The 17,603-nt window shown below is 65.3% G+C and carries 15 protein-coding genes, 4 tRNA genes and 3 pseudogenes; 8 read left to right on the forward strand and 14 right to left on the reverse strand.

What is annotated here, in order from left to right; all coding sequences use genetic code 11:
* Positions 1-93: 93 nt before the first annotated feature.
* Positions 94-474 (reverse strand): cupredoxin domain-containing protein, encoded by a 381-nt coding sequence (locus tag NA10_RS05545; RefSeq protein ID WP_067564305.1) that lies wholly within the window; start codon positions 472-474, stop codon positions 94-96.
* Between the two features lie 13 nt (positions 475-487).
* Positions 488-871 (reverse strand): hypothetical protein, encoded by a 384-nt coding sequence (locus tag NA10_RS05550; protein ID WP_067564307.1) that lies wholly within the window; start codon positions 869-871, stop codon positions 488-490.
* A gap of 263 nt (positions 872-1,134) precedes the next feature.
* Here NA10_RS05550 and NA10_RS05555 point away from each other — a divergent pair, with 263 nt between their 5' ends.
* Entirely contained in the window at positions 1,135-1,362 is a 228-nt protein-coding gene (locus tag NA10_RS05555; protein WP_067564310.1) for a hypothetical protein, read from the forward strand.
* A 56-nt stretch (positions 1,363-1,418) separates the two neighbouring features.
* Here NA10_RS05555 and NA10_RS05560 read toward each other — a convergent pair.
* Positions 1,419-1,679: pseudogene (locus NA10_RS05560) on the reverse strand (TerC family protein); the annotation flags it as partial.
* Here NA10_RS05560 and NA10_RS05565 point away from each other — a divergent pair.
* Positions 1,675-2,037 carry a hypothetical protein gene (locus tag NA10_RS05565; RefSeq protein WP_067564315.1) on the forward strand — a complete coding sequence of 121 codons (363 nt, stop codon included), beginning with the start codon at positions 1,675-1,677 and terminating at the stop codon, positions 2,035-2,037. The pseudogene NA10_RS05560 and the gene NA10_RS05565 overlap by 5 nt on opposite strands.
* Before the next feature lie 16 nt (positions 2,038-2,053).
* Here the strand turns inward: NA10_RS05565 and NA10_RS05570 are convergent, their stop codons facing one another.
* Complete coding sequence (locus NA10_RS05570; RefSeq protein ID WP_067564318.1) at positions 2,054-3,556, reverse strand: MFS transporter; 1,503 nt, start codon at positions 3,554-3,556, stop codon at positions 2,054-2,056.
* Positions 3,557-3,646: 90 nt separating this feature from the next.
* Here NA10_RS05570 and NA10_RS05575 point away from each other — a divergent pair, with 90 nt between their 5' ends.
* Complete coding sequence (locus NA10_RS05575; protein ID WP_067564320.1) at positions 3,647-4,303, forward strand: TetR/AcrR family transcriptional regulator; 657 nt, start codon at positions 3,647-3,649, stop codon at positions 4,301-4,303.
* A gap of 85 nt (positions 4,304-4,388) precedes the next feature.
* Here the strand turns inward: NA10_RS05575 and NA10_RS05580 are convergent, their stop codons facing one another.
* The 6 genes and pseudogenes from NA10_RS05580 to NA10_RS05605 all read right to left on the reverse strand — a co-directional run bounded on the left by NA10_RS05580 (position 4,389) and on the right by NA10_RS05605 (position 11,521).
* Positions 4,389-5,285: a D-alanyl-D-alanine carboxypeptidase family protein gene (locus NA10_RS05580; protein WP_084514338.1), complete on the reverse strand. Its 897-nt coding sequence runs from the start codon at positions 5,283-5,285 to the stop codon at positions 4,389-4,391.
* Between the two features lie 89 nt (positions 5,286-5,374).
* The gene (locus NA10_RS05585) at positions 5,375-7,306 is read right to left on the reverse strand and encodes an arabinofuranosyltransferase AftB family protein (protein WP_507763258.1); all 1,932 of its coding nucleotides are present in this window, start codon (positions 7,304-7,306) and stop codon (positions 5,375-5,377) included.
* 60 nt (positions 7,307-7,366) lie between these two features.
* On the reverse strand, positions 7,367-8,701 hold the full coding sequence (locus tag NA10_RS05590) for a glycosyltransferase 87 family protein (RefSeq protein WP_169812528.1): 1,335 nt from the start codon (positions 8,699-8,701) through the stop codon (positions 7,367-7,369).
* A gap of 432 nt (positions 8,702-9,133) precedes the next feature.
* Positions 9,134-9,782 (reverse strand): annotated as a pseudogene (locus NA10_RS35300) (enoyl-CoA hydratase-related protein); the annotation flags it as partial.
* 144 nt (positions 9,783-9,926) lie between these two features.
* A complete protein-coding gene (locus tag NA10_RS05600; protein WP_067564328.1) occupies positions 9,927-11,168 on the reverse strand; it encodes a YhgE/Pip domain-containing protein in 1,242 nt (413 codons plus the stop codon).
* Positions 11,165-11,521, reverse strand: a complete 357-nt coding sequence (locus NA10_RS05605; RefSeq protein WP_084514340.1) for an antibiotic biosynthesis monooxygenase — start codon at positions 11,519-11,521, stop codon at positions 11,165-11,167. The genes NA10_RS05600 and NA10_RS05605 overlap by 4 nt, the downstream gene beginning before the upstream one ends.
* Before the next feature lie 143 nt (positions 11,522-11,664).
* Here NA10_RS05605 and NA10_RS05610 point away from each other — a divergent pair, with 143 nt between their 5' ends.
* Entirely contained in the window at positions 11,665-12,576 is a 912-nt protein-coding gene (locus NA10_RS05610) for a LysR family transcriptional regulator (RefSeq protein WP_067564333.1), read from the forward strand.
* 105 nt (positions 12,577-12,681) lie between these two features.
* On the opposite strand, the pseudogene NA10_RS35305 reads toward NA10_RS05610, so the two are convergent.
* From NA10_RS35305 to NA10_RS05625, 4 genes and pseudogenes are all read right to left on the reverse strand, one after another.
* A pseudogene (locus tag NA10_RS35305) lies at positions 12,682-13,074 on the reverse strand (nitroreductase/quinone reductase family protein).
* A gap of 48 nt (positions 13,075-13,122) precedes the next feature.
* Entirely contained in the window at positions 13,123-14,373 is a 1,251-nt protein-coding gene (locus NA10_RS05615; RefSeq protein ID WP_084514341.1) for a hypothetical protein, read from the reverse strand.
* Positions 14,370-15,560 carry a hypothetical protein gene (locus tag NA10_RS05620; RefSeq protein WP_067564335.1) on the reverse strand — a complete coding sequence of 397 codons (1,191 nt, stop codon included), beginning with the start codon at positions 15,558-15,560 and terminating at the stop codon, positions 14,370-14,372. Before NA10_RS05620 ends, NA10_RS05615 begins: the two co-directional genes overlap by 4 nt.
* 189 nt (positions 15,561-15,749) lie before the next feature.
* Positions 15,750-15,821, reverse strand: a tRNA-Val gene (locus NA10_RS05625).
* 396 nt (positions 15,822-16,217) lie between these two features.
* Between NA10_RS05625 and NA10_RS05630 the strand changes: the two genes are divergently transcribed.
* The 4 genes from NA10_RS05630 (at position 16,218) to NA10_RS05645 (ending at position 17,566) form a co-directional block, all read left to right on the forward strand.
* A tRNA-Gly gene (locus NA10_RS05630) sits at positions 16,218-16,290 on the forward strand.
* A gap of 23 nt (positions 16,291-16,313) precedes the next feature.
* Positions 16,314-16,384, forward strand: a tRNA-Cys gene (locus NA10_RS05635).
* Positions 16,385-16,411: 27 nt separating this feature from the next.
* Positions 16,412-16,486 (forward strand) — tRNA-Val (locus NA10_RS05640).
* 111 nt (positions 16,487-16,597) lie between these two features.
* A complete protein-coding gene (locus NA10_RS05645; protein ID WP_067564337.1) occupies positions 16,598-17,566 on the forward strand; it encodes a hypothetical protein in 969 nt (322 codons plus the stop codon).
* Positions 17,567-17,603: the final 37 nt, after the last annotated feature.

A 17,603-nucleotide genomic window follows, 5' to 3' on the forward strand; every position in this document is an offset into this window, starting at 1 on the left:
TCCCTTTGTGGCACAGGACGTCAGATAATCGGCACCGGAAGTCCTCGACAACGACACCTGCAAGCGACAGATGAAATTGCACTTGCAACCGCGTCACCAGACGTGGATGGTCCCCCAGCAGCCCTTGCCCGCACTGCCCGACACCCACGGCGTCATGAGCTCGAAGGGAATCGCTCCCGGCGGCTGCGCGCCGATCTCGACCCGGGCACGCGGACTGAAGTACGCGCTCGGCAGGATTACGCGGACTTTCAGTGCGGGAATACGGAATTCGGACTGATCGGTGAATTGGAAGCCGGTGTCGATATCGATCAGGAACGGGGTGTTAGCCGGAACATCGACATCGGTCGTCGTGCAATAGCCATTGTGGAATCCGAGCACCACGATCGGCGGATCCGCCGCCGCGGGCCCCGCGGCGATCAGGGTGAGAACGGTCGCCGACAGCGCGCCGATTATGCCGCGGTATATGCCCCTCATGGTCGATCCCCTGTCATGTCGATTTGCGAACCAGGGCCACCCGCCGGCGACGGCGACGGCCCCGTACCGGTTCCACCCGGCGTCGGGAGCGACCGTAGCGCAGCAACTCCATCAGCAGATCCTCCGCCGCACGATAGCGCGGGATATCGACCCAGAGCCGCCACAGCACCTCCGGATCGCCGCGCTCGAGCACGGTCGCGCGCACGGGCAGCACATATCCGGCGATCCCGGCGTCGGTGAGCGCGAAAAGCACACGGTAGACCTGTGATTCGTCCAGATCCGCGAGAACCGCCCAGGCGTGGGCGTCGAGCCCGTTGGCCAGACCCCGGGACGGCACCCAGTGCCCGGTGCCGCGGACACCGGACCACGGATCGGGAATCTCGCGTGCTGTGGTCATCGCTCCCACCCTGCCCTCGGTCCATCCTCATGACGAGGATACCCAGCTACACCGCCGAATCGGCGACGAGAGGTTGACAGCGAGGAGCGTTAGTCGGCAGGATCTACGAGGCGCAATTGTTCGTCACGGCAATTGCAGCGAAAATCCGGTTGTCGGCGCACCATACGGTCGCCCGGCAGCGCTCGGAGATTCACCGGACGCGGTATCGATCCGCGATCCCATCTCGCAATTCGGAACGAGAACGTACCGACGCGGAGGTTGGAATGTCTGATCGCAATAAGGGCCGAAAACCCGGCCAGATGGCGAACAAGGTCAAGAAGGATATGAAGGACCAGGGCCAGCGCATGGAACGCGGCACGGATCGGATCGCCGACGATGCCAAAGACCATATGGACCCCCTGACCAGCGGCATGAAGCGCGAAGCCGAACAGGCCCGGTCGAATAGGCGGGATATGGGCAAGGATATGAAAGAGAAGCTCCAGCACCATTAGCCCGGTGCTGAGATGACAATGGCCGGTTCATCATTCGATGAACCGGCCATTCGGATCTATTGCGCCGTTTGCTTCTTCGAGGCGAGCAGGCTGGTGATCGTGGTGACCACCAGGACCCCGCAGATGACGGCGAGTGAGACCGGGGTGGAGATCCGCGGCGAATTCACGCCGGATTCGTGCAGGGCGTGCAGGACCAGTTTGATGCCGATGATGCCCAGGATTACCGACAGGCCGTAGCTGAGGTGGACGAGTTTCCTCAGCAGCCCGCCCGGCAGGAAGTAGAGCTGACGCAGGCCCATCAGGGCGAAAGCCGTGGCCCGAGCCCACACCGTGCACGGCGCCCAGGGCAAGGCCCTGGCCACCCTCACCGCCATCGACGGCCGAACCCACAACTGGCGAATCATCTACGACACCACCCTCCCCCGCCCCAGCCCCACCCACGACCGAGCCCGCACCTACCAGGAAGCCCTCAACACCATGGGCTCCCAAGGCGTCACCGAAGTCCTCGCCGAAGCCGGGATCACCACCCCGGAAGACCAATCTCTGCTGCGCGCTTGGTGGTTCAGCATCGTCTCCACCACCATCACCTGGTGGGCCGACCACCCCGACCGCGGCCCGGCGGATATGACCGAGCATTGCCTTCGGGCGTTCACGGCCCTGAACCGGACGGGGTAGGCGCGGCCCGCCGGGGTCAGAGGCTGGTGGATACCGTGGCGAATTCGCCGGCGCTCGCCAGGGCGATGTCCTCCTCGACCTCGTGCGGGGTCAGGGGGCGGCCGCTGGTGCGCAGGCCGAATCCGGCCAGGAGGGCGGCTACCGCGAAGAAGGCCGCGCCGGTGAGGAAGGCGATGCGGTAGGCGCCTTCGGCGGGCAGGATCACCACGGCGCCATTGGCGAGGCCGTGGCGCAGGGTGTCGCTGGTCAGGATGGTGACGACCAGCGCGCTGCCGATGGCGCCGCCCACGGTACGCATGATCGAGTTGATCGAGTTGGCGATGCCGGTCTCGTGCGGGGCGACATTGGCGACCAGCAGGGCGGGCATGGCGGAGTAGGCGATGGCAATCGCGGCATTCGCGACGACAAGGGCGACAACGACTTCCGCGCTGGTGGTGTGCAGCAGGGCCAGGGCGGTCAGGGCGCACAGGCCGATGACGCTGGCCAGCAGCAGCACATAGCGGGCGCCGATCCGGCCGACCAGGCGTCCGGCGATCGGACCCATCAGCACCGAGACCACGGCGCCGGGCAGCATGAACGCCACGCTGGTGCGCAGCACCGAGGCGTCGAAGCCGAAACCGGCCAGTCCGCGCGGCGTCGCCACGAAGTAGGTCGCGCCCAGGAACACGCTGAACATCGCGAAACCGACGCAGAAGCTGGCCAGGTTGGTCACCGCGACCGGGCGATGCGCCAGCAGCGAGGTCGCCACCAGCGGCTCACGCAGCTTGGACTGGAGCAGCAGGAATCCGGCGAGGACAACGGCCGAGGCGATGAACAGGCCGATCACCTTGGCACTGCCCCAACCCCATTCGTGACCCTGGGAGATCGGCAGCAGCAGGCAGACCAGACCCAGGCCCAGTACCGCCGCGCCCACGTAATCGACCCGGCCGCCCTGACCCGCGCGACGCGGCAGGGTGACGAACGCCAGCACCAGCACCACGGCGGTCAGCACCACACACAGCCAGAAGATGCGACGGTAGTCCGCACCGCCCTGCGTCAGCAGACCCGTCGCCACCAGGGCGACGCCGCTGCCCACGCCGAGGGTCGAGGCGGTGACGGCCAAGGCTCCGGTCAGTCGTTCGGCCGGAAGTTCATGGCGCAGCACGCTGATCGCCAGCGGGAACAGGCCGAAACTGGCTCCCTGCAAAGCCCTTCCGACGATCAGCAGATCGATGCTGTGCGCCGACGCGGCGAGCGCACTGCCCGCGAGCGTCACCACCAGCGTCGCCAGCACGACCGGCTTGTGGCCGTACACATCGCCCAGGCGACCGAGCAGCGGCGTGAGGGCCGAGGCGGCCAGCATGGTCGCTGTCGTCACCCAGCCGACGGTCGTCGCCGAGACGCCGAGTTGCGTACCGATCTGCGGCAGCGCGGGAACGGGCAGCGTCTGGACCAATGCCAGAAGGAACACGGTGCTGGCCATGGTCAGCACGATCGCGGTCGGCGAAGCGGATCGCCGAAGCTCGAGCGGGGAGGTCATTGCTGGGACCCTACGCCGGAATCGACACAGTGTCGATTATGATTGACGCCACGTCCAGTATCCGGGCGCGAATCGCTCTATGGTGTGGTCATGGCGCAGAAGGGCGGACCCAAGGTGAACCAGACCCGAGGCACGACCGAGGGAATCCGCCGCCGCGGCACGCTGTCCAAGGGCGATCAGCGCGAGGCCCAGATCCTGGACGCCACCCGCCACCTGCTGACGAAGAAGCCGATGGCCAACCTGACCGTCGACGACATCACCAACGCCACCGGCATCTCGCGCACCAGCTTCTACTTCTATTTCCCGTCCAAACAGGCGGTGCTGGCGCGCCTGATGGAGGATGTGAGCGACCGCTACGCCCAAACCCACGTCTGGCTGCCCTCCACCGGCCCGCAGCGCGAACTTCTGCGCGACCAGCTCACCGGCGCGGCCGAGATCTGGCACGACAACAGCACGATCCTGGTCTGCTCCCTGGAGGGCTACAACAGCAGCTACCCGCCGCTGACCGACTTCATCGCCGGAATCCAGACCCGCTTCACCAGCTCGCTGGCCGCCAAGATCGACCGCGACCGCGCCGCCGGACTCGCCCCCGAGGGAATCGACTCGGCGACCCTGGCGACCCTCGTCGCGCTCATGCGCGACGGCCGCCTCTCCCAACTGTCCGTCGCGTCCGCGCACGATGTGGCGCAGGGCATCGACGATCTCGCCGAGGCGATCCTGCGCCTGATCTACGGCCGACTCGACTGATACCGAATCCACCGATGAGTTTCGGCGTGAACGCGCCTGTGTACAGGTATGAGCTACTCGACCGCAGGGGCGCGGAACATGAACGCTAGCCGATCGGCAGCGCGCTGAGGATCGGGGTGTAGGCCCAGTTGAGCATGCGTTCGGCGTCTTCCTTGGCCGCGATGCCGCTGCCGGAGGAGCTGTGCAGCACCACGCCGATGAGGGGGATTCCGGCGCGGACCGTTTCGAACAGCAGGCAGGAGCCGGCGGCGTCGGTGGAGCCGGTCTTGATGCCGATGGCGCCCGGGTAGGCGTGCAGGAGCAGATTCGTTGTCTCCCAGTTGTGTTCGCGATTGGCCGGGCCCGCGGACAGGTGATGGTTTCGCGAACCCGCGACCTCGCGGAAGATCGGGACGCTCATTGCGCGCAGGCCCAGGGCCACCAGATCCGCCGGCGTGGAGTAGGTGGAGTCGTCCTCGGGGACGGGCAGACCGCTGGGATCGGCGAAATACGTTCCGGCCAAGCCCATGTCGCGAGCGGTGTTGTTCATTCGGGCCAGGAAGCCGTCCTGGCCGGGACCGTACGCCTCGGCCAGCGCGTGGGCGGCATCGCACCCCGAGGGCAGCAGCAGTGCGTACAGGAGTTCGCGGGTGCTGATGACCTCACCGGCGGCCAGATCCGCGGTGCTGCCGTCATTGCGGACGCAATAGGCGATGCTCTCCGGTGGGACGGTGACCGGACGCTCCAGATCACCGGAGTTGATGACGACCAGCGCGGTCATCACCTTGGTGATGCTGGCGATCGGCAGCCGGACATTCGGCTGTCGCGACCACAGGATGGTGCCGGTGATGCCGTCGGCCAATGCCGCCCCGGGCGCGCGCACGCCATCCAATTCACCGGTGGGCCAGGGCAATTGGGCGAAGGGAACACCGGCGGCCGGTGCCGCGGCGGCACCCTGGCCGACCGATACGATCAGCACCCCGGCCACGGCAGCTTGCAACACTCGGGCAAATGTTCGCATGGGCAGACATTGTGCCCCGCGCCCCCGCCGATCAGCGGGATTTCACCGTCGGGACCGCCGCGCCGCCGGACCTACCGAGGTGCGGGCGGGACGGGTTCGGGGAGGCCGCAGCGTTGCAGGTCGTATCTGGCTATGCGTTCGATGCGGGCGCTCGCGAATCCTAAGGCCTGCACCACATTGTGCCGGAAGCGGGTGAAGGTCAAGGGGGCTCGGGTGGAGGCGATGAGGTCCTGGGTGGTGGGGCAGGACAGGGCAGTGCGGGCCTGTTCTACCTGGGTTTCCTTGATATGGGCGGCCATCCAGGGGTGCAGGGCGACGACGCCGGTGTCGGCGACGACCCAGCTCGCGTCGAGGTTCTTGTCGTGGCCGATGCGTCCGTCGGTGAGTCGATCGGTGTGTGCGGCAATGGGATACGCCAAACCGACCGGGTCCAGGACGCGCACGTTCAGGGGTACGTTCATGCTCGACATGCCGAGGTTGAGGAAGAAGACGGTGTGACCGGCGCCCCCGGCGGGGACGGGTTCCGGCGGCGGGATGACGTACCAATAGGTTTGATCGGGCAGGTTGATCACCAGCCCGCCGTTCGGGGTTTGCGCGATATCGCGGAGCAGCGGGCGCATGCGCGGGAAGTCCAGGTAGTCCTCGGCGCGGATGGGGTGGTCGTGGCCGCTGTAGAGCACGTAGTAGATGCGCTCGTCGACAATGCCGCTGGCCCGGATGGTGGTGCCGGAGGTGATGGCGGTGGTGCCGGCGGCGAACCACGCCCAGCCGAGGGTGCCCAGGAATGCGGCCAGGACGACCGCGAAAGGCCAATCGAGACTGGGACGTTGCCGGCTCACCACCCCCGCGAACAGGCGAATGGGCAGGACCATGACCGGCATCAGCAGGCAGAACAGCTGCGGCAGCAGCATGCGGCCGTGCATGAAGTCGCCGCCGACACGGAGTTCGTAGACGGTGAGCAGCACTCCGCTGCCGACCATGAGGGTCACCACGGAGGACGGATTGCGCAGCCATCGGCTGAATTGTCGAATCCGCTTGTGCAGTAGGGCTTTCCGGTCCGCGATGACCGTTTCCCCGGCTTCCGGATCGACCGCACCGGGTGTCCGCCGCTCCCACAGCATCACACCGGCCCACACCGCGAGGATGACCAGCGGCACCCACAGCCAATAGGGTCCGACCAGATCCTCGAGGTAGACGAACCCCTGCTGCCATTTGGCGCCACCGGCTTCCTTGGCGACCGCGGTATTCGGATAGGGCAGACCGTAGTAGCCCATCCGCCAGATCTGATACGCCAGCGGCACCAGCCCGGCCAGCGCCACCGCCGCCGCGCGAAACACCCACGGCCGCAAGCGTGTCGACGGTACCGGCGCACCGAGCAGCATCAGCAGTGCGAGCGCTCCCACCAGCACCAGTTCCGGGCGGATGAGCGGAGCCAGTCCGGCCCAGCCGGCCACCGCGAAAAACCCCGCGGGCCTGACCGAATGCGCCAGCGACCAGCGAATCATCGACCACCACAGCACCGCCAGCCAGAACAGCACCAGCGGGCTCTCCAAACCCGAACTCGCGTAATCACGCGCGGGCGGCAAGGCGATATAGACGAGCGCCCCGGCCGGTATCAGCAGCGCGGATCCCGTTCCGCCCCACAGCCGGGCCGCGCCCGCCATGGCGATGACGGTCGCGAGCACCGACAGGGTGAGCGAGAGGCCGAGCACCACGTATTCCAGGCGCAGTCCGGTCAGCCAGCTGAAGAACCACACCACATAGGTCCAGGCCGTACTGGTGTTGGTCTCGACCCGTTCGTTCATATTGAAGACTGGACCGTTGCCCGCCAAGAGATTTCGCACCGTGCGCAGCACGATCAGGCCGTCGTCGGCGATCCAGCGGCGCTGCCACGCACCGGAGGCGAAGAGCGTGGCGGTCAGGAGGACACCGCCGATCAGCACGGCACGCACGAAGCGCGGCGACGGAGTCGATACGTCCTCGGGAACCACCGTGGGCGGCACGGCGGGCTCGGCCACCCCGGTCCACTCCTGCACGACGTCGGGCGAAATGGACAGCGTCACTCAACTACTCCGATCAAGGAGAGGTTCGCGGGCAATGCGGAAGTCGAGCTGTGCGATGGATTCGACGGACGGAGGCGAGAACAGCGCCCGCCGCCGCACGATCACGTAACTCGCGGTCGCGATGAGCAGCATCGGATAGCACGCCGCGTATACGGGCACCGCGAGATACGACCACCAGTCCGGAATATCGTCGCGCGGCAGCATGAACAGCCCGATGCCGATCGGGTGCGGTGACTCCGCCAGCGGCGGCCGATCCGGATAGTTCCACCACCAGCAGAAGCTCACCGACAGCACGACCGCCAGGGCTGTCCAGCGCGTGCGGTCGATGGTGCTGCACGCGTGGTGAATCGCGAGAATGAACAGCGGCATGAACCACACCCAGTGATGCCCCCACGAGAACGGCGACGCGCACGCCGAGGTCATACCCGCCACGGTGAGGGCGAGCAGCACGCGCCCGGATCGATGGGCCAGTGTGGCGGCGTACAACCCGAGCGCGATGACCGGTGCCGCGGCCGCGAGCCACAGCCAGGTTGGCGGCGTATACACCGTCCCGATCAGGAATCGGTCCGCGTCGAAGAACCGAAGCAGTTGTGCCACAGAGCCGTTGATCGATTGATTGCCGGGCGAATCGACCGCGCCCACCCGCCCGGAGGAGGTCACCTGCGCTCCCCAGTAGGTCCAGGCATCGCGCGGGCGCGTCAGGAATCCGATTCCGATGGTCGCCGCGAAGGTGGCGGTCGCGACGCCGAATGTGCGCCACTGCCGGGTGCAGGCCAGATAGAGCAGGAAGAACGCGGGCGTCAATTTGATGCCCGCGGCGACCCCGACCCCGATTCCGCGCAACCGGGCATCGGCCGGGCGGGTCAGATCCCAGATGATCAGCAGCACGAGAAAGACATTGATCTGCCCGAGCCAGATGGTGGAGCGCACCGGCTCCAGCGCCGTGCACACCACCGCCAGCAGGGTCGCGAAAACCCAGGTGCGACCGGTGTTCTCGTAGCGCAGCACCAGCAGGCAGCGTGCGACCAGTGCGATCAGCGCGACCATGATCGCGATCCACCAGAGCACCTTGGCCGTCATCACCCCGACCAGTGCGAGCGGTACGAACACCAGCGCCGCGAACGGTGTGTAGGTGAATTCCATCTCCCACACGATCGGCCCGCGATAGAGCGGACTGCGTTCCAGCAGCGCCTGCCCACCCGCCCGGTAGACCTGCATATCGAGATCGCAGCTGAAGATCCCGTAGTACGGATTGCTCATCGGCAGCGCGAACACATGCCACACCAGGACCGCCACCGCGGCAACGGCACAGACCACCAGCATCGGGGTGGTCACCGCGTAACGCTCGACGGTCCTGTCCGAAGCAAGTCTTCGTGGAGCGGGCCGCACCAGAGAGCACATCGGATTCCGATCCGCGCGCTCGCTTCACCTCGTGTTCGAAAAGCCGCACGCAAAGTGTTCGGCCGAGGCCGGGAATCGACCTGGCAAACCAATGAAAGATCTCAACCGAGGCTGAATAGTAGCGGCAGTTCCGACATTGTTTGCGCCATGAAACACCCAAAATCGGCATATCAGACCAGGTTTCATTGCCGATCGGGAATCGTCGCTGGTGAAGGACCCGCACCGGAGTCGAAATCGCCGCGTCACACGGAGCGACCACCCGGTTACACCGAAAGAATCAATCGATGGGATCGATATCGCCGGGCACCCCATCGGTCGTTCGGACGGCGGTGTCGAGGGGGCTCGCCGCCGCGCCTCGGCTGGTGTTCACGAATCGGGTAGATCCTTCCATTCGGCCGACAGGCGCGCCGACCAGACGGGATCGCGATGCTCGAGCAGCGCCCGCACACCTTCGGCGGCATCGGGCGGCCCATGACTCGCAGATGCAGTTCGGTTTCGAGATCGGCGACGCGGCTCGGGTGATAGCCGTGAATCGCGGTGTCCCACAGCAGTCTTTTGCTCAGCGCGGCGGACATGGGTGCGACATTGACGGCCATATCGCGGGCCATGGCGAGTGCGGCCGGAAGGACCTCGGCGGCTGGCAGGTGCGACCCGCCAGGCCCAGTCGGCATGCCTCGTCTCCGTCGAATGTCCTGCCGGACAACAGGATCTCCGCCGCCACCGCCATACCCGCGACCCTGGCCACGGTCCAGTGCGCCATGGCATCGGGCAGGACGCCGAGTCGCACCTGCGGAATGGCGTACCGCGCATCGGCGGCGACGATGCGGATATCGGCCTGCATGGCCAGGGTCATGCCGATGCCGATGGCGTGCCCGTTGACCGCCGCGATGAGGGGTTTGCGCAGCGCGAAGGCGGGCGGGTCGACCGGCGAGGCGGAAAACTCTGCGCTATCGGGGCTTTCGAAGGTGTCACCGCCGCCGGAGAGGTCGGCTCCGGCGCAGAACGCCGGCGCGGCTCAGAAGGAGCGGGTACGGCGATCCTGCTCGCCTGGGCCCTCGCGGACACCGATCAGCTGATCATCCTGCCGTCGCAGGAGATCGGATCAGCGTTGATCGGGCAGGGTGTGAAACACCTTCGCGCACTGCGCTTTCCACGGGCATCACCGAACGGAATCATCGGCTTGCCGACGACTGAAGGAAGGATTGCGATCGTAGAGGCAGGTGACCATCGCACCGGCGAGCACGGCGACCAGGCTGCCGACCGCGATGGGGATCCATGTCGGAGGCAGTCCCGATGGCGGTTCCGACCGGATATAGAGAATCGAGCGCAGACCTGCCACGATCGGCCGCATCGGCTCGAATGTCGCGATGATGTGGAAGAACGCGGGAGTCGCTTCAATGGGAATCGTGCCCGCCGAGGATGTCATGGCCATGGCGACGAAGAAGAACATATTGATCAGCGGAGCGAGCGATCCGAAGATAGCGAAGACCGTGAGCGCACCGAGGGCCACCGCGGCAATCGTCATAGCGGAGAACACATATAGCTGCCGCGGGGAGGCGACCGGCATATGCAGGGCCCGGGTCGCCACCAACTGGATCAATCCGGCGCTCAGGGGTGCCGAGATCAGCGCGACGCACCATTTGACGGTCAGCATGTGCAGCCGGGACAGGTGGGTGTAGTCGCGGCGTCGCACCTTCGGTCCGAACTCGGTGGGCTGAAACCCGCTGGCGGAGTCCACCAGTGGATGAATCACCGAGGCGCCGACGAATCCGAGCAGAACCAGGACCATCGCATAGTAGAAGACACCTGTGCCCAATCCGGTATGCGCCGGTAGCGCGGTCAGCGGTGCGGTCGTGACCGAGAACGGATTGGCCAATGCGGTCGCGGCGGCGGCATTCGACATGGTTTGCGGCAGTTGCGCGCCCAATCCCGCGTTCACCGCGCCGATGACGGGCGCGAGGTATCCGGTGAACAACCCGGTGCTCATGGTCGCGGCGGCCGGATTGGTGTCGAGATGGATCATCGCGTGCGTGGCCGGACCCGGCGCTCCATTGGCGAGCCGGGCGATCTCGGCATTGAAATCCGCGGGTATGCGCACGGCTCCGTAGATCTCACCGCTCTCCATCCGCTCGCGCTCCTGTGCGGCGGTCATCGGGATGAGCTGGATGGCCGCATGGTCGACACCGCGCGTAATGGCCGCACCGACCTGTTCGGCGGTATCGATTCCGGCGGTGGTCTGCGGCTCGACGACCATGGCGACGGGCAGCCCGCGCAGGTTTCCATTCGGGTCGAGGGTGCCGCCGAGATAGATCGCGGGCAGCGCTACCGCCAGGATCAGCGTGACGAGCACCGGCGGGAGCCAGGTGCCCGGATGGCGGGCGAAGTCACGAGCGCTCCTCATGCGGTGGGATCGGAGGTCGCCGAATCGCGCTGCGCGGTGAGTCGGCGGCCGACCTCGTCCCAGGACAGTCGCGACTCGTCCGCCGGTGCGGTGAAGAACACGAACGTCGCGTCCCGCATGACCTTTCGCTTGCGGGCCACCGTCGACTTATGCGGTTCGGACCCCGCGTAGGCGTAGATCGCCGCCTTGTCCTCCCAAACGGAGTAGGTCCAGAAGACGCCCTTGACCATCTCCGCTTTCAGGGTCAGCCCGAGCACGCCCGGCGAGCGGCGGGCCTGCCACCACAACCTCAGCGATGCGAGCAGGAATCCGGGCGCTCGGCGCCATGAGTTCACTTCGAGGCGGGAGGCCATACATTGCACCTCGGGAGCGGTGGCTGTTCGGATGGTCGTCCATGGAATCGTCGGCATGTTCTCAGCGTCGCTTCACGGTGTGAATTGATCAATGACGAACTGCGTATGATGCGTTAAGCCGCCGTGATTGATAGGAAGACCGCATGGACCTGCGCGATCTGGATTTGCGCGACATCGAGATCTTCCTGATGTTGTCCACCGAGCTGCATTTCGGGCGGACCGCCGAACGATTGCACCTCTCACCGGCCCGTGTCAGCCAGGTGATCGGGAAACTGGAGCGTCGCATCGGCGGCAAACTCTTCGAACGAACCAGTCGCACAGTGACTTTGACACCGATCGGGCTGCGGCTACGGGACGACCTGCAGGCCAACTATCGCGACCTGCGGGCCAGTCTGGGCCGTGCGTCCCGCGCCGCCCGCTACGGCGACGCCGGCATTCTGCGGCTGGGAATCACCAGCAGCAATCTCGACGACGTCCGCCCGCTGCTGAACACCTTCCAAGCCCGGCATCCCGAGTGCACCGTGCACATCGAACACGTCCATTTCGGCAATCCCTTCGGGGCGTTGCGCGGCGACGAGATCGACGCACTGGTGAGCTGGCTGCCCATCGAGGAAAGCGATCTGGTGGTGGGCCCGACCCTGTACGAAGAACCGTTCATGCTCCTCGTCGGCGCGGATCACCCACTGGCACAACGTGAATCGGCCTCCTACGAGGATCTCGCCGACTACGGCGTCTTCGGCGTCCCCCCGATCGACCCGGCGAATTCGCCCCCCGACTACTGGACCGCCGCCGCCGTCCCCTACTTCACCCCCGGCGGCCGTCGCATCCCCCGTATCGCCCAGGCCGCCAACTTCCAAGACCTCATCCTGCTGGTGGCCGCGGGCAAAGCCATCACCCCGGTGCACGCCCACGCCGCCCGCTACTACTCCAGACCCGATGTCACCTACATCCCCATGCCCGACGTCCCACCCGCCCGCTGGGCACTGATCTGGCGCCGATCGGCGGAAACCGACCTCATCAAAGACCTTGCCGCCGCGGTCATTCCGATTTCATGACAGCCCAATCCCGACGCCGCGCACCAGGCTGACGAATCCCCGCACCCGGCCCTCGATGAGTCGGCGGGAAGCGGTAAGTCCTGTCGAGGTCGGGCCCGAGAACATTCAAGAGGACGCACCCGTCGCACCGACAGTGGCGGCTGCCACGCCCTGGAAGAGGGCGATGACAGCTCGGATGAATGCTCGACGACCAGGTGAGACGAGTTCGCCGTGCACCAGGTGCGCGGTGCCGGAGTACCACCGGCCACGAATCCGCAGCCGAACTCGGTTGTCCACCTGGATGTTTCGGATCTACTGAGATTTCTCGCCGAACTCGGAAACAAGCCAGAAGGAGTTACCGTCGCGGCGGCCACCGATTGGCGTGATCCGCGGCTGACCACTCTTACGTCCCATTGTCTCGAGCAGAGTCTGAATCGGCGGCCGTCGCAGGACTGGATTACCGATGTACCGCTGACCGGCCGTCACCACCCGATGTTGCAGCTCTCGCACCTTGGTCACGACCCCAACGTACAGAGCAGGCAGCTCGATGGGTTCTCGATTGTTCGGCTAGTTCGTCAGGAGGTCCGCGATGGTGAGTGCGTCGGACAGGGGCCAAGTCGCGGCTTCCGTGGCGAGCAGCTTTTCCCACGACGGGGCTCCTGCGCTGGCTCGGGCCGCAGCGTCGGCGCGAACCATCAGTGCGAGCATGCCGGTCCGCATGAGGACGGGGATATTGAGATGTCGAGCGGCGACCGCGGTTTCACCCGCGATCGCCGCGGCCGCGGTCTTCGATAGGCTGATCGCGCCGGCCGCGGCGTGGGCGGCGAGCATCATCTCCGTGCGGTTGGCCGCCGCTGAGGTCGTCAAACGTGCGGTGCCCGTTGAGCGGTAAGCCCGGAGGTGGGTGTGGGTTCGGATGACGACCTCGGTCGCGAACATCCCTAGACCGGGTGTCAATATTCCGGAGCGGAGATTCAGCCCGTCGCCGGAATTCGTGCCAGCGTAGGCGTCATAGGCGAACTTCCGCAGGTTCGCATCCGGCATCTCGTAGAGAAGAGTCCAGCCGGGCAGCGGGAGATTCATCGGAGTGACAAAGTCCGCGGCCCAGTGCTGCAGCAATAGCGCGACTGCGAGATGCGGTTCGGGGGCTTGCGCGAACGGCAGACCCGAGCGAGTTGTCGTCGCGAAGCCGGCCATCCGTTGTCCGCCGTCCCACCACGTGCCCTCGAAGACTCCGGTGCGGACTTGATTGAGAGCGGTGAAGAAGCGGCCAATATCGTGACCCGCGGATCGGACACGATGAGCCGGACCACCGAATTTCGGGCCGGTGTAATCGATAGGGAGACGGGCGGCTTCCTTCTCCCACCGGCGCAGCAGGTCGGTCTTCTTCAACAGCGACAGGCCGCCGAGAACAGCGGTGTCTACCTGGTTGTCGTAGAGATTGCCGAGTGCGCCGATTAGCGCGGAGATGCCGACGACCACCAGGTCGCTTCGTTCCCACGGAATCCGTTGTGCTGCACGCCATTCATCGAGCTGCGCCAACGCGATCGGGTCGAGGAGGTTGGCAAGTTCGGGCTCGCCCCAGCCCTCTACTACGCGACGCCGCTGATGGCGGCCTGTGAGTTCGGAATAGGTGAGTTCCGTCGGAGCGCTCGCGATTCGATCTCTCGCCACGTGATTGATCGGCGCATCCGAAAGCGCTGCCGCGGCGATCATTTCGATGTCGTCGAGGTCGCGGGTGAGTGCATCCAAATTGCCGATGTAGTCATCATCGATCGGCGAGCTCCGGTCGCCCGCATTGCCGCCGACGGTACTCACGCCGCCGCCTCGAGATCGTCCGCCAGGATGGACACCCCCTGAGCGAGACCCTCGACGGTCTTCTTCTCGCCCTCAAGGTCTTCGAGTTCGGCGAGCAATGCTTGGAGTTCATCGTCCTCGGGCCCGGTGACCCGTTCCTTGAGCCGGTCGGCGACGACCCGGAAGCGAGCGACCCGATCTTCGGCCGCGATGCGCTGATCCCTCTCCGCATTCACCTCTGCCTGCTTGGCCTCGAGCTGCGCACGAAGAATGTCAATTCGCTCGGCGAGGGTCACGACCGTCCTGCCGAGGTTCGTGACTCGCTCACGCAGACTGACAATGACGGCCTTCGCCGCCTCTTCGTTGCCATCGACATCGCGGAGTACGAGTTGGGTCACGACGTGGAGCCGAATGGCGTCGGCCGCGATGCGAGCCGCGGTGAGCCCGGATGCCTTTCCCGCGAGCGTGACCGCCCCGGCGCCCACCGCACCGCTCAAGCCGGTGATGACGGCGGCACCACCGGCCATACCGAGACCACCGGCGGCAAGGGAACCACCGCCGATCGCGGCCAGGCCCGCTGAAGTCGCCACCGCGCCCGAATAGCCGAGAACAATCGCCCCGTATGCTCCCGCGATTGCCGGAGCGGCAAGACCCCCGGTCAGAACGCCGAGTCCGAGGCCGGCCCCGGCCAGGAGCGCGTACTTGCTCCAGTTGCCCGCCTTCGACAGCTTCTTGATCGCATCCTTGTATGCGGTTTCCACAGCATGCAGGTCTTCCGGAAGCAGTTGACTCATCGACTCATGAGCCGCCGCGAGAACCTCGGCACGAACGGATTTCTCCCATTTGCCCTCAACCCACGGCTCGAACCCGTACAGGTCGATGACCAGAAGCAGAGCTCGTGACCTTCTCGACACGACCGAGAAGATCTGTGGCCCGACGGATTCGAGCGCCTCGAGATCCGGAGTCTCGCCCTGCACCAAGATCTGGTCGACAGCCTCGGCCACCGCTGGTGACCAGTCTTTCCGGTCGCGCTGCTGGATAGCCGCAACCACGTTGTCACGGAAGGCATTACGGACTTCGCGCTTGGACGACAGGTTCTTGCCCTTCGATGCGGCGATGTCGCGCTGCATCATCCGGTATTGCCAGACCGTGAGGATGAAATCCTCGTCGGGAGTGAGGTCGAGCTTCTGCACCTGTACCGCGTCCATGCGGTTGACATTAACCAGTTGACCCGAAACGAAAGAGCTGTTTCGAGCGAAAGTGGTTCCGGGCGAAAGTATCTGCGCAGAATCGAGTAGCGAATGCCGTGGCCGCCCCTCACTGCCCGCCCCGGTTCAGCGCCTTCCGGTGGCTAAACATGAAAGAAGCCGTAGGTCGGCGACCTACGGCTTCTGAAGTGGTTCTAGCTGGGTTCGAACCAGCGACCCCTCGCGTGTGAGGCGAGTGCTCTCCCACTGAGCTATAGAACCGGGAGTGCCGTTGAAGCGGCTGTTCGGGCGGTGTTTCCGTGCTGCTCGAACGAGAATGAAGATTACACACAGGGGTGGGTTCGCACCAAATCGCGTGGACAACGGCGTAAAAACGCGGTGTGACGGGGGGATGTCAGGGGGCCGCTGGCGTGGCGGACGGGCGGGAGACACCGGGGATGGGGGCTGGGGGCGGGGGGCCTGGGCGCGATGCCGCCAGCCTCTACCCGGGGGCCCAGCTGCCGCATATGCTGCTGAACGTTCACCGGGCGGTTTCGAACTACAGGGCTGTAGTTCATATTTACCCCTGTTCACCAGGCGATTTGTTACCCGCACGGATGGTCGGCTAATGTTCTCTCTCGTCAGCCGGACGCCCCGCAGGGCCCCGGGAGACAGAATGCGGATGTAGCGCAGCTGGTAGCGCATCACCTTGCCAAGGTGAGGGTCGCGGGTTCGAATCCCGTCATCCGCTCGAGAGGCCAACACGGCCTGCTTGGCGGTGTGGCCGAGTGGTGAGGCAACGGCCTGCAAAGCCGTGCACACGGGTTCGATTCCCGTCGCCGCCTCTTCTTCATTGAAGAGACAAAAGACCCGCGCGATTAGCTCAGCGGGAGAGCGCTTCCCTGACACGGAAGAGGTCACTGGTTCAATCCCAGTATCGCGCACCATCTTGGCAAGAAGGCCCGGCTCACGCCGGGCCTTTTTGCTGTTCGGGGCTGTCTCGGCACACCTGGCCGAAGATCATGTGCGTGTCGGTGGTGGACGGTAGACATATCCGTATGGCCAGGTCCGTCGAACATGACTTCGTAACCGGTGTCTTCCTCGATTGCGCACGAGAGATGTCCCGCTCCGAGGTGTTCGGATACGCAGAGGCTGACCGAGGGGTGTTCGACTTTGCTTGCACACTGACCGGAGATCAATCCCGAAACCTGGTCGGGCAGACACTCACCCACCATGCCGCCGGCATCGACAAAGACCTCGCGTCGCTGCTGCATGATTCGGACAGCCATCTGCCCGTCTATCTCTACTCCAACGAGGCGCGACATGTAGCTCGCGTACAGGAGTTCTTGCAGAAGGCCAGGGGGCAGTTACCCGATCGAGTCAAGCTCTTGCGTCACCTTCGCTATCCGAGGTTCGACGCTGACAACGAGCAAGAGCGTGCATTGGTCACCGAAGAGATCAAGTCCCAGATCGTGGAGGACCTGCTGCTGAATGTGACATTCGGCAGGCTGTCGGCAGCGGATATCGACCTGCTGTTGCTGAACACCGGAATGCCCGGATTGCTGATTGCCGCACTCGATTACATAGCCATGAAGGGGTTCGTGAACTACCCCGACCTCGCAAAGGCATTGGGCACCAAACCCGGCACCGTCCGCCCCAGGGTTCCGGCGCTCGTAGCCGCGGGCATGCTGCAACAGGGCATCGATGCGAACATGTTCCAGACCACGACACGCGCGCGGATGCTGCTGCGGATAGGCCATCTACTCATGGCTGGAGATACAGCAGGGCCTGAACTGGCGTACATCCTGAACAAACTTGGTATGGGTTCGCACACCGCCATCGATACTGCCGAACCACCTGATCTGCTGGGTATGCCGTACGGCCCCGCCGAGAAGCGGATCCGGCTGGTCACCGAATTGCATTCGGCAAGAAGGACATACGGTGCGGTGCTAGCGGGCGAGGGATACCTGCTGGGCATGCGGCCCGGCCTACCGGTTCCCCCCGACCTCACTTGGGTCGGGCGATGAGAATCGGCCACAGACGACTCCGTGCGCAGATCGCCTT

The organism is Nocardia acidivorans NBRC 108247, from assembly GCF_001625085.1.
In the GTDB taxonomy this organism is placed as follows: Bacteria; Actinomycetota; Actinomycetes; order Mycobacteriales; family Mycobacteriaceae; genus Nocardia; species Nocardia acidivorans.